The organism is Roseibium sp., assembly GCF_050301095.1.
Classification (GTDB): Bacteria; Pseudomonadota; Alphaproteobacteria; order Rhizobiales; family Stappiaceae; genus Roseibium.
The window spans coordinates 1-15030 of record NZ_JBNKYW010000176.1; the positions used below are offsets into that span (position 1 = coordinate 1).

Sequence of the window (15030 nt, forward strand, 5' to 3'; positions counted from 1 at the left end):
CCCGCACCTGGACGAAATCGACGGCCGTCCTCAGGACGCAGAACAGCGGGTGAGATATTCAGATGTGCCGCGATCAAATGACCGCTTGGAGCCCGAAGCGAGCTTTCGGCAAGCCCTAAGAAATCACGCGGTCGCGACTACGACATGCCCTTGAATTTTCGCAGCCACGGGCCCCGCACCATAGCGCGTCGCAATCGCATTTGTTGCGCGCTGAACTACTTCTCCAAGTCGGGATGCGTCTCGGGCTTCGATTTCGTTTCGAAGAGGGGTCCCCTCGCAATACGCGACTGCTGGGTGACGTGCAGTCGGGGCGGAACTCGTTTCCGTTATTGTTTCTATGGAAATATCGTCAAAACCCGCCGCCCGAAGGTCCGCTTCGATCTCTCTAACATCGTTGTACCCGTGCGGTGTTCGCGCAAGAAATAGGGGCGGATCATCGGCAAACACTTCGCTCGCTGTTTGCGTTACCACGTCCGCGAATTCATTGTCCTCGATCTTGTCCCATGCATTGAATACCAGCCGGCCATCAGGTTTGAGCACTCTCCGAGCCTCAGCGTATCCAGCGACACGATCAGGGAAAAACATCACGCCAAATTGGCAGCAAACAACATCGAAACTGTTGTCGTCGAAAGGAAGCGATAGTGCATCAGCGGCTTGCCATTTTATTCTGCTATCTATTCCCTGCATCTCGGCTGCACGATCCAACATCGGTTGATTGAGATCGGTCACGACATAACGCGCGTCAGCCGAGAGTAGCGGGGCCAAGGCCCTGGTCACCACCCCGGAACCAGCGGCTGTTTCCAAAACGGTTTGTGGATCACTTGATGCAGCACGTTTTGCTAGGTCGGCCGCATAGGTCTCAAAAATCAACGGCACGAGAAATTCATCATAGATATCGGGGATCGAGCCGGTGAATACCTTGTCAGTTTCGCTCATCTCGCCCCCCCCCTACAATCAATTTTTGGTACGTTATCTTAATCGCAGCGATAGCTTGGAAGCGAGAGTTTTCAATCTGAGGGGATCGGATCGTCGGATATATTAGGTGTCCACTCCGTCCGCAACCCGATCATCCGCGCTGAGCGCGCCGAAGGTCCGGTTTCCGCCCGTATTGTACCTCTAGCTGGGCTGCGACGAATTTCAGCGAGAGACACAACCGACCGGCAATCAGCTGAAAAATTGGATGCCAAGTGAAGTTGCGCGTTTTGCCAAGTGAAGTTGCGCGCTACACGACAACAAAAACCCCGAGACGCCAATCGACGTTCGAATTTCATCAAGTCATTGAAATGCGTAGGGAGGAATTGGCTGGGGTGGAAGGATTCGAACCTTCGCATGGCGGTACCAAAAACCGCTGCCTTACCGCTTGGCTACACCCCAAGGCCGTGGGAACGCTGTATAGCGGCCTCGTTTCAGAAGTGCAAGCCTCGTACGGGCTAACTTTTAGGAGGCGAAGGCCGGTTTTCCCCAACTGGGTTTTGGCGCCTTCCGAAACGGGTCTTTTTCCGCAAACTTTGCGCGCGTGAGCCGTTTGGATATCAATAAAAACGGGCACGGGTATGACGTATCCTGCTGCTGTTATTCACAGTTTCAAAAAAAAGCGGCATCTGCCGTCAAAGTCCTTGCGGGATCATATCAGCTTTGCTAAATGACCCTCCACGCAGCGCGGGCTTGCCCCGCTGTTCCCGGTGGGTCTACTCTTGAAACCCACAATCAAGTCGGAGTGTAGCGCAGCCTGGTAGCGCACCTCGTTCGGGACGAGGGGGTCGGAGGTTCGAATCCTCTCACTCCGACCATTTTCTTCTCTTTCACAGCATTGATTTCAAAGCGCATTTCGTATTGTCGAAACGTGTGCCGAATTTTTCGGATTTTGGGCCAATGATCGGGCCGACGTTTCGGAAAGATTCTTTGGCATATGAAAGGCCTGGCGATAACAACGTCGCCTGTTTGCCATTAGACGACTGTCAGTCAATTACGGTCTCCAGGAGTGGCATTCCATCTGGAGTTCCATCGACCCATGGTGGATCGGAAGCGATTTCACCTGCGTCGCCACTTGGGTCGGCTTCGTCTGCGTCGCCTTCGTCATCGATACCTTCGCGCGCCGCATTGTCGGATGGCGTGTCAGCCGCAGCTTCAACGCCGTGGAATACGCCACGCTGGAATGGGTCGACTGGTTCAGCAATCGCCGGCTGCCGGAACCCACCGGCAACACCCCGCCGGCAGAGGCTGAAGCAAGCTTCTGCGCAGCTCTGAAACTTCAGAAATGGCCGCGCAGCTTTTGTCAACCAGCCTCCGGCAAACCCGGGGCGGTTCAATCGTTCCCCTTATGTGGTTGAGGTGTCCGTCGCTTTTTTCGAGAGGGGCCGTGTGTCCATGACGCGATTGATCAGGGGCAGGAACAGGCTGATTGCCGCGAAAACATAGATCGCCGCGGCCACTATTTTCAAAACGCGCGGCATGACTGCAACCTCGGCCCCCAATGGCAGACTGGATAAGGTCAGCCCGAACAGCGTGATGTATGTAACAAATCCCGGCAAAAACACCGGCCCCCACCGATCGGTCGCAACAATGCGGGCAGACAGGAAAAGCGAGGTCGCCGCGGTAACGGCCACGAGTACAAGAAACTCTCCATGCAGGTGGAACAGGAATGCGGAAATCGTCGCGAGAACACCGCCAAGCAGGTTCCCCAGGCCGAACGCTACCGAATACTGCCGAATTTGAACGACACCCGGTTGACGGAGCAAGGTGGCGGTCGTCATCAGAACAACGATTGCAGGAACACCGTCCGATGTCAGGCTCAGGTGCAAGGGGAGCATTATGACCGTCGCGAGCACAGCGCGGACGGCGGGTGAAATTCGCGCCGCCTCTTCAGCAGCGAGCGACGGGGCTGGAGCGGCATGGTCCGGCGGATTCGGAAATGCGGCATGAACGAAGAACACCAGAGCGATACCGCCAAGGATCGCAAGCACAAGTTCACCGACCAGTCCGAGTGCCAGCCCCGTTGAGGCTGTTGCCAGTGAGGACACGACAACGATGATTGTCACCGCCAATGATCCGGCCGACTGGAACCGTGGGATGAAGCACAGGGCAAAACTCCAGAGGTAGAGAAGCAGCATTCCAAGAAAATAGGCACCTGGGATCGACAGGGTGAGCGTTGCGACCCCATAGGCCATGAGCGCCGTTCCACACGCGACCATGAGCAGAATTGCGATGGCTCTGCCGGATGGCAATACCGGAGAGGAGGCGAGCAGTTGTAACGCGACCATCGGGGCCAGGAACGGCAAGGCTGCATCCCTGGCAACTTCCATGGAGAGTCCGATCGTGACCGCAACAGCCAGTCTTAGTCCTTGGCGAAATTGAGCCCTGCCAACTTCATGAGACATAAGTCAACCACGAGATCAACCTGATCCGAAGCCAGCCGATCGCATTCATGAAAAAATTATCGCCGGCATAAATGATCACCGCTGCGCGTGATCCGTACCGCGCGCCCTCCGGGACATGCCCGTCCTTGAAAACGAGCTGGACCGGATACCGCTGCGGATCGCTCAGCCAACCGTTCACAGGCTGGGATTTGGGCAACCCGGTCGACTGATCGACATTGCTGTTGCCGACGCCCCAGCCGACACTTTGCAATTTGGCCCGGAAGACTTCCCCCGGACGCGTATCCAGAACTACCTCGGCCTCTTGTCCCTGAGCCAGAACACCGAGACTGTTTTCGCGCAGGAACGCCTGCAACCAGACGGCTTCGACACCAATGAACGTCATCACCTGCTGACCGGCCAGCACCGCCTGACCTGTCGTCAGTTGCAGGTTCGTTATGACGCCTCGACCCGGCGCCGTGATATCCGTGCGGGACAGCTCATACCGTGCTCTCCCAAGAGCAGAAAGCGCTTCCTGAATTTGCGGGTTGTTTTCCCCCTCCGGGCCGAGTTCGCGCCGCGCCCGGGAGAGATCGGCCTCCGCGCTCTGCACCGCGGCATTCGTCTCTTCGATTGCAGCGAGCGCACTATCCCCTCGTGCCTGGGCATAGATCCCGCGCTGAACTAGCTCCAGAGTGCGCTCACTCTGAGCCCGCGTATTGGCTGCCGTAGCGCGTGCCTCGTCAAGGCGCGCGGCGGCGGCCTCAACCGCGGCCGTTGAAGCGCCGACGCCTTGTCCCGCCAAAGCCAGCCGTGCCTCCGCCTGGTTCACCGCAAACTCAAACGGCGTTGGGTCGATCTGCACCAGCAGATCTCCCTCGTCGACAACCTGATTTTCGATGACAGCCACACTGGCTACATGACCATTCACCTCGGGAGCCACCCGAAGAATAAAGCCCTGTACCTGAGCGTCGCCGGCAAAAGGAGTGGTGCGATCGGCGACAACGAAGTAGGCGAAGAGAACAATTGCGATCCCAATCGCAAGAAGAGTGAGATGCCTCAACCTCGCAAGCCCGGAACGCGCATCTTTTACTTCGTCATCTTCGGTTCCATCAGCCATTGCGCGTAACCGTTTTTCTCTCTTCGAAAAGAAGAAGTGCTGCGACCATCCATCCAACCGACAATGCCTGCAAACCTCTATGCCTCATCTTTGCAAAAGTATGGTTTCAAACATCATTCCCGTCAGCAACCATGAGGCAGCACGGCGGGTTTCCCCAAGGAAATTTCTAGCATATCGAATCCCGCCAAGGGATCGATTTGACACTGAAATTCCGCCGCAAGAAATAGCCCAAAAGCACTCATGAAGATCCCTGCCGGCATCGCCGTGACGAGAAGCCGCCGCGACACTCAGTTCGACGTTCCAGCCTGAACCAGGAAGCGCTTCTCCGGCGTGACGACCCTGCGGCCGGTGTTGTCGGTCGCCGAGACATAGTAGGTGACCCATTCGCCGGGATCAAAGGGACCGATCTCGGTCTCCCAGCTGCCGCCCCTTTGGGTCATGATCACCGACTTCCTGGCCTCGGTGTTGCGCTCGTAGATCAGGTTGACCGTATAGATGGCATCGGTGCTGGTGGTCTTGGCCCCGATGGTGACCGGGGTTGCCGAAGGCGGCTCTACAGGCGGCGTCGTCTCGACAGTCAGGACCGGCTCGTTGATGTCCACACCCGTCGTGTGGGGCGCCGGCACTCCCTCGATCCGGACGCGCGTGGTCCCCACCGGATTGAGATAGATCGTGTAGATGGCCATTCCGTCTTCCACGCGAACCGTGCTCGAATTGGAGTCGAGTACAAGGTTCGATGGGAAATCGACGGAGATCCGGGCGAAGTCCGACCCGTCGGGCATCGGTGACTTGAAGGTCAGGTAGGGTATCCCGAATGTTTCAGTGTCATAGTCGGTCAGGGTGATGTCGACGGTGGTCGCCCCGTCAACGGTCCGGGTCACTGTGCCGACATCACTCTTGGCCTCCCAGTAACGTCCGATCTCGCTTAGGGTCGTTGCCCACAACTCTCCGGATTTCACCTTCGCTTGCGCATGGGCCAGAGTGTCCCAGAAGCCGGTACGCTCCGGGTTTGAAAATCCGTCCTCGGGGTGTGAATAAGGGGCCAGAACGTGGCCGTCGGCGATCACCGCATCGATTTCGCTTCTAAGATCGGTATCGGCATCAAACCCGCGATGCCTTGCAATCACCCAGAGATTCTCGATGACTTCGTGGGGCGCGGCCGTGGTTTCTTCGAACCGGCTGTAGACGAAGATGCCATGGTCGACGAAGATCGGGTAACGTTCCTCGATCGGGTTGCCGTTCCAGGGCGGCGCCTGAGCCGTTATCTTCGAGCCTATCCTCTTGTGATAGTCCCTGCCCAGTCTGAACGTCTCGTCCAGGATGTATCCGGGAAGCTTGTTCAGGCCACCGTGTCCAAAGGTGTGAAACGAGATCTCGTGGGGCACGCTTGAGTTCATCGTTTGCTCGGTGAGATCGCCGCCGTACACCAGCCCGTAGCTTCTCGTGTAACCGCTCAGATCGCCGACTGTCCTGTAATCGCCGCCATTCGGGGGAGCGTCCGAATACCAGGTGTTGGTCCACCAGTGAGAGACGGGGTGGAACAGATTGAACTGGTCCAGCTTGGCGAGGTCGCCAGGGCCATCGTCGCCGAAGACCGCATCATGCCCGCACAGATTGAAGCTGAGCGGAATGCCGTAAGCTTCAGCGTCCTCAAGGAGGTTCGGCCAGCCTACCCGGGTCCTGGCCGCCCGCACGGCTGACTTCACCGGGTCATAGGTGTGCTGACTGTGGATCATTCCGCAAAGGTACAGCTCGGTGTCGTAGTTCAACGCCATCGCGCCCGCCCGGTCATCGAAATAATCGGTGACCGATGTTTCCTGCGCCCAAATGTGGGTCGGGGTGACAATCGCCAAAAAAGTGAAAAAGAAACGTATCATGAACCGTGTTGCGTTTTGCGCTGCGCCCATTGTCCCCGTTGCGCGGGCCATCGCGGGCACCCTGCGTCCACTGAACTGAAACAACTTCAAATCTTCTCTCCGTGTACTCATCCGGCTGGAATGCTATGTGCGGGCATCAAAAGAGTCCACACTGCCATAGCCTCCGGAGTAACCCTGCCTGAAAACTGGCCAGGTTCACTTTGGACTTGCCCTGAAAAAAACGGAGAGCGTTGCCCATGCCTCAAGAAGGTTTTGCTGTCTGACTCTCAGACTGGGCTGCCCGTGAAAACGCCCAGTCTGGAAAGTCACTGCTTTTTGCCGGCCGCGCGCGCGTTCATCAAGTCGTGCCGTTCCCTGATCTCTTCCGGCCATTGCGCCTTGATCCAGGACAGCACTGCCACGATTTCCGTATCGCTCAAGGAGCCTTCGAAAGCGGGCATGGCGGACTTGAAGTCCTTGAGCCCGACGGCTTCGGCGGTTCCGTATTTCGTGATCCGGAAAAGCAGCTCGTCGGCGTGGTGCCAGGTGTGGCCGGTTTCATCGTGCGGCGGCGCCTTGAGCGTGCCGTCCGGGTTGCCCGTCTGCCAGTCGGGCTCGCCTTTCAGGTCCGCGCCATGGCAGGACGCGCAGTTTTGCGAATAGACCTCGCCCCCCGTGCGAACCAGGGTCCGGTCGCCGGGGCGCAGGCTCACGCCGTCCACGGCAGCGCCGGTGAACATATAGACGCCGGCAGCGGCCGCAGCGACGGCCAGAAGTCCGCCGGACAAGATCCGGACCTTTCCCGGCCCAGTCATGACAGCACCACGATCGGCGATCCGACCGGAACCCGGCCGTAAAGATCGATGATGTCCTGGTTCATGAGCCGGACGCAGCCGCTGGAAACGGCCGTTCCGATGGTCCAGTATTCGGCCGTGCCGTGCAGCCGGTAGAGCGTGTCCTTTTTGCCCTGAAAAATATAGAGCGCCCTGGCGCCAAGCGGGTTCTGAAGCCCCGGAGGCATGCCGCCGTTGCGCCAGCTCCATTTTTCGAGTTCCGGCTCGCGCGCGATCATTTCGTCGGGTGGCGTCCATTTGGGCCAGGCGGCCTTGCGGGCAATCCGGGCGCGCCCGGACCACTCGAAACCGGCACGGCCGAGGCCGACGCCGTATCGCATGGCCTTGCCGCCTTCCTGAACCAGGTAGAGGTGGAATCGCGACGTGTCGACGACCAGCGTTCCGACCTTCTCCTGCGTTCTGTAATCGACCTGCTGGCGGTAGAAGCGCTCCGGGACCTTCTTCAGATCGATTGCCGGCAGCGGAAAGTCCTCCGCCGGCATCGCTGCGTACATGGAAAGATACGCCGGGTCTTTCGACAGCGGCACCGGTTCCAGCGGAGCGGTGCCGGACACGCAGCCGCTGACGGCGAGCCCGGAGAGGCTCGCCGTCCCGGCAAGAAAAGATCTTCTTGTCAGGAATGTCATGGCCGGGTCATTCACCCATGGTCATGTAGGGCATCGGCTTGTCCGACGCTTTTTCACCAAGGGTGAAGACGGTGTATTTCGCCTTCGGATCGAAGCCCATGCCGAGCGAGCCCTGGGGCATGCCCGGCACGGCGATGCCCCTGATGTCTGGGCGTTCCGACATCATCTTGCGGATTGCCTCAAGCGGAACATGGCCCTCCACGACGTACTTGCGGTCGCCGCCGATCACCGCCGTGTGGCAGGCCTGCATGTCTTCGGGAACCCCGGCCTGTTTCTTGATCGCCGACAGGTCTTCCATGTCCTCGATCTTGACCTCAAATCCGGCGTCCTTGGCCGCATCGGTCCAGACTTCGCAGCACCCGCACCAGGGCGACTTGAAGACCGTGATGGTCTGGTCGTCACCGGCCCTTGCTCCGGTGGCCAGGGTCACAACCACTCCCGCGGCCATCAAGGCCAGTGCTCGTGAAGTTCTTGTTTTCTTAGTCATTTTTTGTTTCCTGTTTCCCGTGGCCGTGGCACGATTTTCCCATGAAGCGGTGCATCACCAGATGCATGCCGACGCAGCCGAGCATTGGCGCGGCCAGCAGCAGCGTCTGACCGAGGGTCTGTCCCGCCGGCGCAACCGCAACCAGATATCCTGTTGCAAGGATCATTGCAGCGCAGCACGCCATCATGAAGAGATTGTGCCCGGACAGATAATTCCGGAACGCGTGACCGGCCGGTTCCGCCGCCTGAACGGCGGGCACCGATGTCCGGTTTCGGGTATTGCTATGTTGTAGGCTCATTGAGCGTCACCTGTGTTTCAGGATGAACGCTTGCGGCACCGTTGTGCGGCAACGCTTGGAAACCGGCGTCCATCCCACCCAATCGACTGACAAAGCCGGATGACGCCGGGCTACAAGCCTCGGCACGGATCCGGCGCGAACGGTCAGCCGTGTCTGGGAGGACGGTCTCTGGGATCAGGAATGAGCGCGGAAAGAACGCGAAGCGGCCGGCTTTCGCAGGTGGCTTCCGCACGAAACCGGTAGACGATGCTGTCGACGAAAAACGAGAGACAATCGGCGCTGCAGCCCGCCGCCTTTGCCGAGGTGTCCGATTTTCCGGACGCCTCGCAGCATTTGAGGTGATGCGACACGGCCGCATCGAGCGAAGCCGAAACGTTCGTACCATCCGAAACAGATTGCCCGACAGTTGCGGCACCGGCAGACGGCATGCTGAAGGCAGCGGCCGTGTGGGCCCCTGCATAAAGAAAGATCAGCAATGCGGTCAGCAAAATGCGCATAAGGGCTCAATACCTTCGGAACGCGGACAAATCCATAGGACAAAAGAACACGGGTGCGAGATCGTCAGGCAACCTCGAACCAGCTGGTCATGCCTGCCGCCGCGTGTTCGAGCATGTGGCAATGAAAAAGCCATTTCCCACTGTTGTCGGCAACGGAGGCGATTTCAACCGTTTGGCCCGAGCCGATCAGGAAAGTGTCACGCCAGGGCGGATCGGCATCCGCTTGAGCGCCAGAACGTTTGACGACCTTGAAGTGGTGCCCGTGCACATGCATGGCGTGGGCCCAGCTGGTGTTGTTCAGAACTTCGATCAGGATCGTCTCGCCGGGTTTTGCGGCAAACAGCGGGTCGTCACCCAGATTGGCAACGCCGTTGAATGCCCAGACCTGCCTGGTCTTGCGGAAATCCTCGCGTGCCAGCTTCCTGCCCTGGTAGGTGATGTTTTCAAGATTGCCCATGGCGCCGCCGGTCATGTCGAGCCTGACACGCCGCGCATTCGGCAGGTCCGGTTCCGGGATCGCGTTGGGTGCCGGTAGCACAGGCTCCCCGGATGCGGTGCCGTTGCCGCTAACCTTGAAGGTCGCGAATTCGAAGGGACTGTCGCCCGACAGTTCCTCAAGTGCAAAATCGCTTTCCGGCACCACGATCAGATCCACCCGCTGGGCCGGGCCGAGCAGGAAGGGCGCGTAGGTCAGCGTCTCGGCGCGGCCCAGCGCCTGACCGTCATAGGCGATGATGCGGCCGCCGAAGCGGTTGGGGTCGAGCTCGAGAATGCGGGCGTTGGAGGCGTTCACCAGACGCAGCCGGTAAGCTTCCCCCTTTTTCAGGGAAAACTTCGGATGTGGCAGGCCGTTGACCGTCAGCCAGTTGCCCAATCTGCCGGCATGAGCCCACTCCATCAGGGATCCCATACTGGCCGTATCGAGCGTCTCGTCCTCCGACAGCCGCCAGTCGTCGGCGACCAGTGTCAGGTCGTGTTCCCGGTCGAACGCAGCCTCTTCCTCGTCGACGATCAACGGTCCGTAGAGACCGCGGGCCACCTGGTTCCAGCTCTTGTTATGCGCATGGTACCAATAGGTTCCGGCATCCGGCACGGTGAAGTCGTAGTCGAAGCTTGCCCCTGGCGGGACGGCCTCCTGCGTCAGGCCGGAAACCCCATCCATGGCATTGTCGATCCGGATGCCGTGCCAGTGGATGGAACTCGGTTCTTCCAGGTTGTTGACGAAGCGGACCCTGACCCGTTCGCCGCGCGTCACCCGGATCTCGGGTCCGGGCGCAAAGCCGTTGTAAGTCCAAAGATCCGACAAGGCCCCTTCCTCCTGGTAGAGCCTTTGCCGGGACGGACCAGCCGTAATCTCGAGAAAGCCGTCCTCTGCAAGAACGGGCCTGACGAAGGCCGGTGTGGCTGCCGACAGTGTCAATGCCGAAGCCGACTTGATGAAATGACGCCTGGTCCAGAGCATGCGGTCAGTCCTCGTTCAACAGATAGGCCGCGATAGCATCAAGATCTTCCTGTTGCAGAAACCGCGTTCCATCCCGGACAACTTCTCCCATCGAGCCGCCGAAGGCATCCCCGTCCGGCAGGACACCGGTGCGCAGGGCGTAGGTGAGGCGCTTCGCTGTCCACCCCTTTTTGCGCAGGGCTTCAGCCGTGATCGGCGGGGATTTACCGCCATCCGGCAACCCGTCCGCCCCGTGAAAGGCCAACTCCACTTGCCTGGCGCCGGCGAAATTGCGCGGCGTATGGCAGGCGCCGCAATGCGCGGGGCCCTCCACGATGAACTTGCCACGATTCCATCTGTCGGATTTTTCCGGGTTCGGCTCAAACGGTCCTTCGTCAAGAAAGGCAGTGCGCCAGATCTTCAGCCCGTCCCTGATGTTGAAGGGAAGTCCGAGATCGTGCTCCCTGGACGGCTCGTCAACGGCTGGAACGGTCTGAAACGCGGCCCACAGATCGGCGATGTCCTGATCGGAGAACCTTGAATAGAACGGATAGGGAAACGCCGGGTAGTAGGGTTTGCCTTCCGGCGAGATCCCGTGGCGTACGGCTTTGGCGAAGTCCTCGACCGACCAGTCGCCGATGCCGGTTTTCTTGTCCGAGGTCAGGTTCGGCGAATAGAACGTGCCGAAATCCGTTCTGAGTGCAAGGCCGCCCGCCAGGGGCGCGCCGCCTTCCTCTCCATTCGTATGGCAGGCAATGCAGCCTGACATGCGGGCAAGATAAGCCCCGCGGCCGGGATCACCGGAAATCGACGGCATCTTGACGTCGATTTCAACCGGAGTGCTGATCACAGCCGCGCCGCTTACCGCTGCAACCACAGCGGCAAGGGTGAGGAACAAAAATAACCGTCTCATGGTGTCAGTTCTTTTCGACACGGAACTTGGTGTGACATGCCGAACAGGTTTGCGTGACCATGTTGAACACGCCATCGGCAGGCATCTTGGCGAGCTGAGCGGCATCCATCATGCCACCACCCATCATGCCGCCACCCATCATTCCACCGCCCATCATCGAGCCGGAGCCACCCATCATACCGCCGCCCATCATGCTGCCGCCCATCATGCCGGATTGACCGTCCTGCATCATGTGGCCACCACCGTCCGCCATCAGCCCGTTACCGGCGGCAGCTTCCAGCCCGTCGGCGAACACGCCGAGCTGCCCCGCCAAGGCGGAGAACGTCTGCCAGTCGGTCCAGATCTCCGGTTTGGCTTCGGATTTCTTTTGGAGGCTGCCTTCAGGGAAAAGTCCGGTCAGGGCGTCGCCCGAATGGGAGCGGATCACGGCCGCGCCCTCGCGAACGGTCGCCGGATCGTAGGAAGTCTCGCCGCGCATCATGGCCGCGAGGCTTTTGACCACCTCGCCCATGGTCTCCATGCTCTCCATACGTTCCTTGACAATGCCCGTGGCCCCGCCATGAGCGAGCGCAAAGGTGGAGAGGCCGGAAATGACGATGGCACAACCGGCGAAAATGACAGTATTTTTCATGAATATTCCTCTTGATTTCTAAACCAGGCGGCCTTGCCGCTTACCTGTTCATCAAGAGGCCGTCTTTGGAGGCGGCGGCTCGAAGGTCAGGGAGGAAACCCTCATGCCCTTTTGCCGGCCTTGCTCGACCTCGGATTTCTTCCGGACGAACGAGAGTTCGTATTCCTTTGTCAGCTGAAGGATCGGCGCACCGCAGTGCAGTTCCGCCTTCGCAACCGGCTCGGCGGCCACATCCTGAACGTGTTCATGGGCGGACTCATGCGCATTCGGTTGCAGATCCGCATGGCTGTGCGCCGGCACGGCGTGCGCAAACGTGCCGCCGGAAACCACCAGCATCAGCACGGAAAGATAAGCCAACAGTCTGACAATGCGACTCATATTGGAACCCTACAGCAGATCGCGCGAGGCTCTAACAGGCATTTGTGGCATATCAACGGCAATTTCCGCCTATCCAGGGTAGTATCGGCTCATTCCTTGCCATGCGACCGTTTTCGCGTGGAGATTTCCCGGTAAAGCGCTTCCGGACTGACCGCGATCTGAAGAGCGATCTGATTCCATTCCCCTTTCGGCGGCAAGGCACCGTGCCACGCGATCCAGGCGTCCAGCCTTTCCGCCACGGTTCTGAGCGAAAGAATTTCACTGCGCAGGCGTGTGGCCTGCACCTCGCGGGCAAGCTGCGCCGACCAGGCCAGTGCGAAGTCCGGTTCCTCACGGAAATGCCGGAGAAACCGGCTCCGGGCGATCCCGCGGACGGTCGCGTTCGATCTGGCAATGGCGTCGCAATGATAACAGGCGGCGAAAGTCGAGGCCTCGGCCAGGATATTGCCGGGACCGGCGCGTTGAAGAACAATGGCTGATCCTCCCGCCTGATGACGGATCAACTGCACCTCGCCTCCGGTAACGAGAAAAAGGCTCTCCACCGGTTCGCCCTGGTGGAACAGATATGTTCCGGCCGCCAGACGACGATCCCGGCTTCCGGCTGTCTCGAATAATGTCGAAATCAAAGCAGACATGATAGCTATCATGTCATGCGCTGCGGGTCGCCTGCAAGATGCGGCAACGATCAAGAAAGGAGATCTCATGATCAGATTCGTTCTTACCTTGGCCCTCGCAGTGGCTCCCGCGCTGGCGCAGGCTCAATCGTCCACACAAGACAGTCATTCAGGCATGCAGCACGAGATGCACGGGGTTGACCCTGATGTCCCGTCCGGCGCGCCCAGGGAGCCGGGCCAATCGGCTTTCGCCGCAATCCAGGAAATCGTGGCCATCCTCGATGCGGATCCCCAAACGGACTGGCGCAAGGCCGACCTTCCTGCCCTGCGCCGCCATCTGATCGACATGAACAACGTTACGCTTTCCGCTCAGGTCGAGGCGACTCCGATCGCGGACGGTTTCCGGTTTACTGTCACCGGCGACGGCGAAGTAGCCACCTCGATCCGCCGCATGGTGACAGCTCATGCGGCGACGATGAGCGGTATCCGCGGTTTCAGTTACGAAACAGAGGATACCGGCAATGGTGCGATCATGACCGTGCATGCCGCAGACAAGGCTGACCTGCCGATGCTAGCGGGCCTCGGGTTTGTCGGCGTCATGACGCTCGGCGCGCATCACCAGGAACATCATCTGGCGATCGCCTCCGGCCGTTCGCCGCATGAGTGAGCTGTGATCTGCAAGGCTGACAGTTAGACTTGGTCTTTCTCACAAGGCACAGGTCGGATGCCGTAACAAATTCCGAGATCAACATCCTCAAACGCCTCAACGCACGTTGCCGCTAACATTCGCTCCTGGCCCGCTATATGTCAGACGATACTTGCTTGGATCGCAGCACATTCACACGGCGAACGCCAAGACGATTTTCTAGTGACGCGATCGGTGAAGGTTTCCAACGTAGGCCGTGGTCCCGCAAGACTGCCCCTTTCGCTTCGGCCCGCATCGGAAGACCTTCACCGCTACAGCCATCAGACGTTCCGTCACGAACGGAAGAGAATACGCAAGGTGCTGAAATTAAATAAATCTTCTCAGGCTCAAATTGATACGGGTCAATGCCGGCGGTCTCTCGAGTCGAGTAGCTTGTAAAAATGTCCCCGCTCGACAAAAAACTCTTGCGGGATCTGAAGCGTCTTTGGGCACAGGCCCTCGCGATCGGGTTGGTAATGGCGTCAGGAGTTGCCACGGTGCTCCTGGCCATGGGGTCTTATCGCTCTCTCGAAGAAACCCGGATTGCCTACTACGAACGCCAGCGCTTTGCCCATGTTTTCGCGAGCGTGGAACGCGCGCCGCGCAGCATTACAGACAGGATTGTCAGGATCCCGGGCATAGCGACGGCCGAGAATCGGATCGTCAAATCCGCGCTTCTCGATATCGACGGGATGCGCGAACCGGCGACCGCGCAATTTATCTCGGTCCCGGACGGCGGAATACCTGCGCTCAACCGTCCCTTGCTGAAGCTTGGTCGCATGCCGGCCACCGCCTCCGCGAAAGAAGTGGTCGTCAATCAGGCCTTCGCACGTGCGCATGGCTTTCGTCCGGGTGACACGTTCGAAGCCACTCTGAACGGCCGCAAGTTCCGTTTGCGTATCGTTGGTACCGCCTATTCGCCTGAATTCGTCTACGTGGCCGGACCGGGTGATATCATGCCTGACGATCGTCGCTTCGGCGTCGTCTGGATGAACGAGAGTGCGCTCGAGGCGATCTATGAACTGGATGGCGCATTCACCTCATTGCTTGTCCGCACGACGCGCAACGCCAGCGAAGCGGAAGTGCTGGAGCGCATCGACGGCCTGCTGGCGCGTTATGGCGGTCAGGCTGCATACGGCCGAAGGGATCAGTTTTCACACGCCTTCCTCGATCACGGACTGGACATGCTGCGCAGCATGAGCCTGACCCTGCCTCCTGTCTTTTTCGGGATCGCCTTCTTTCTGGTTCATCTGACACTCGGCCGCATTGTTCTTCTC

General features: G+C 59.3%; 15 protein-coding genes, 2 tRNA genes and 2 pseudogenes. 4 read left to right on the forward strand and 15 right to left on the reverse strand.

Translation table 11 applies throughout. From position 1 onward, the window contains the following. Positions 1-123: 123 nt before the first annotated feature. Positions 124-936 (reverse strand): class I SAM-dependent methyltransferase, encoded by an 813-nt coding sequence (locus ACQY7U_RS16515; RefSeq protein ID WP_428646533.1) that lies wholly within the window; start codon positions 934-936, stop codon positions 124-126. 363 nt (positions 937-1299) lie between these two features. Beyond that, a tRNA-Gln gene (locus ACQY7U_RS16520) sits at positions 1300-1374 on the reverse strand. 339 nt (positions 1375-1713) lie between these two features. On the opposite strand from ACQY7U_RS16520, the gene ACQY7U_RS16525 reads away from it, so the two are divergent. Together ACQY7U_RS16525 and ACQY7U_RS16530 are read left to right on the forward strand one after the other, a co-directional pair. Continuing rightward, positions 1714-1790: transfer RNA gene (locus tag ACQY7U_RS16525), tRNA-Pro, on the forward strand. Positions 1791-2015: 225 nt separating this feature from the next. Beyond that, positions 2016-2330, forward strand: a pseudogene (locus tag ACQY7U_RS16530) (hypothetical protein); the annotation flags it as partial. On the opposite strand, the gene ACQY7U_RS16535 reads toward ACQY7U_RS16530, so the two are convergent. From ACQY7U_RS16535 to ACQY7U_RS16595, 13 genes are all read right to left on the reverse strand, one after another. Next, positions 2319-3278, reverse strand: coding sequence for a hypothetical protein (locus ACQY7U_RS16535; protein ID WP_428646535.1), 960 nt, complete (start codon positions 3276-3278; stop codon positions 2319-2321). The pseudogene ACQY7U_RS16530 and the gene ACQY7U_RS16535 sit on opposite strands and share 12 nt — an antisense overlap. Before the next feature lie 88 nt (positions 3279-3366). After that, positions 3367-4473, reverse strand: a complete 1107-nt coding sequence (locus tag ACQY7U_RS16540; RefSeq protein WP_428646538.1) for an HlyD family secretion protein — start codon at positions 4471-4473, stop codon at positions 3367-3369. A 287-nt stretch (positions 4474-4760) separates the two neighbouring features. Then, a complete protein-coding gene (locus ACQY7U_RS16545; protein ID WP_428646541.1) occupies positions 4761-6350 on the reverse strand; it encodes a hypothetical protein in 1590 nt (529 codons plus the stop codon). A 305-nt stretch (positions 6351-6655) separates the two neighbouring features. Beyond that, entirely contained in the window at positions 6656-7144 is a 489-nt protein-coding gene (locus tag ACQY7U_RS16550) for a c-type cytochrome (RefSeq protein WP_428646544.1), read from the reverse strand. Beyond that, positions 7141-7809 (reverse strand): L,D-transpeptidase, encoded by a 669-nt coding sequence (locus tag ACQY7U_RS16555; RefSeq protein ID WP_428646547.1) that lies wholly within the window; start codon positions 7807-7809, stop codon positions 7141-7143. Before ACQY7U_RS16555 ends, ACQY7U_RS16550 begins: the two co-directional genes overlap by 4 nt. A gap of 7 nt (positions 7810-7816) precedes the next feature. Then, complete coding sequence (locus ACQY7U_RS16560) at positions 7817-8296, reverse strand: DUF411 domain-containing protein (protein ID WP_428646549.1); 480 nt, start codon at positions 8294-8296, stop codon at positions 7817-7819. Beyond that, on the reverse strand, positions 8289-8594 hold the full coding sequence (locus ACQY7U_RS16565; protein ID WP_428646551.1) for a hypothetical protein: 306 nt from the start codon (positions 8592-8594) through the stop codon (positions 8289-8291). Before ACQY7U_RS16565 ends, ACQY7U_RS16560 begins: the two co-directional genes overlap by 8 nt. Positions 8595-8737: 143 nt before the next feature. Continuing rightward, complete coding sequence (locus tag ACQY7U_RS16570) at positions 8738-9091, reverse strand: hypothetical protein (protein ID WP_428646554.1); 354 nt, start codon at positions 9089-9091, stop codon at positions 8738-8740. Between the two features lie 64 nt (positions 9092-9155). Next, positions 9156-10553 carry a multicopper oxidase family protein gene (locus tag ACQY7U_RS16575; protein ID WP_428646556.1) on the reverse strand — a complete coding sequence of 466 codons (1398 nt, stop codon included), beginning with the start codon at positions 10551-10553 and terminating at the stop codon, positions 9156-9158. A 4-nt stretch (positions 10554-10557) separates the two neighbouring features. Next, positions 10558-11445, reverse strand: coding sequence for a c-type cytochrome (locus ACQY7U_RS16580; RefSeq protein WP_428646559.1), 888 nt, complete (start codon positions 11443-11445; stop codon positions 10558-10560). A 4-nt stretch (positions 11446-11449) separates the two neighbouring features. Then, positions 11450-12076 carry a c-type cytochrome gene (locus ACQY7U_RS16585; RefSeq protein WP_428646561.1) on the reverse strand — a complete coding sequence of 209 codons (627 nt, stop codon included), beginning with the start codon at positions 12074-12076 and terminating at the stop codon, positions 11450-11452. A gap of 51 nt (positions 12077-12127) precedes the next feature. After that, positions 12128-12454: a hypothetical protein gene (locus ACQY7U_RS16590; protein WP_428646564.1), complete on the reverse strand. Its 327-nt coding sequence runs from the start codon at positions 12452-12454 to the stop codon at positions 12128-12130. An 89-nt stretch (positions 12455-12543) separates the two neighbouring features. After that, positions 12544-13089, reverse strand: a complete 546-nt coding sequence (locus ACQY7U_RS16595; RefSeq protein WP_428646566.1) for a Crp/Fnr family transcriptional regulator — start codon at positions 13087-13089, stop codon at positions 12544-12546. 67 nt (positions 13090-13156) lie between these two features. On the opposite strand from ACQY7U_RS16595, the gene ACQY7U_RS16600 reads away from it, so the two are divergent. After that, positions 13157-13735 carry a hypothetical protein gene (locus ACQY7U_RS16600; RefSeq protein ID WP_428646569.1) on the forward strand — a complete coding sequence of 193 codons (579 nt, stop codon included), beginning with the start codon at positions 13157-13159 and terminating at the stop codon, positions 13733-13735. A gap of 419 nt (positions 13736-14154) precedes the next feature. Further along, positions 14155-15030 (forward strand): annotated as a pseudogene (locus ACQY7U_RS16605) (ABC transporter permease); the annotation flags it as partial.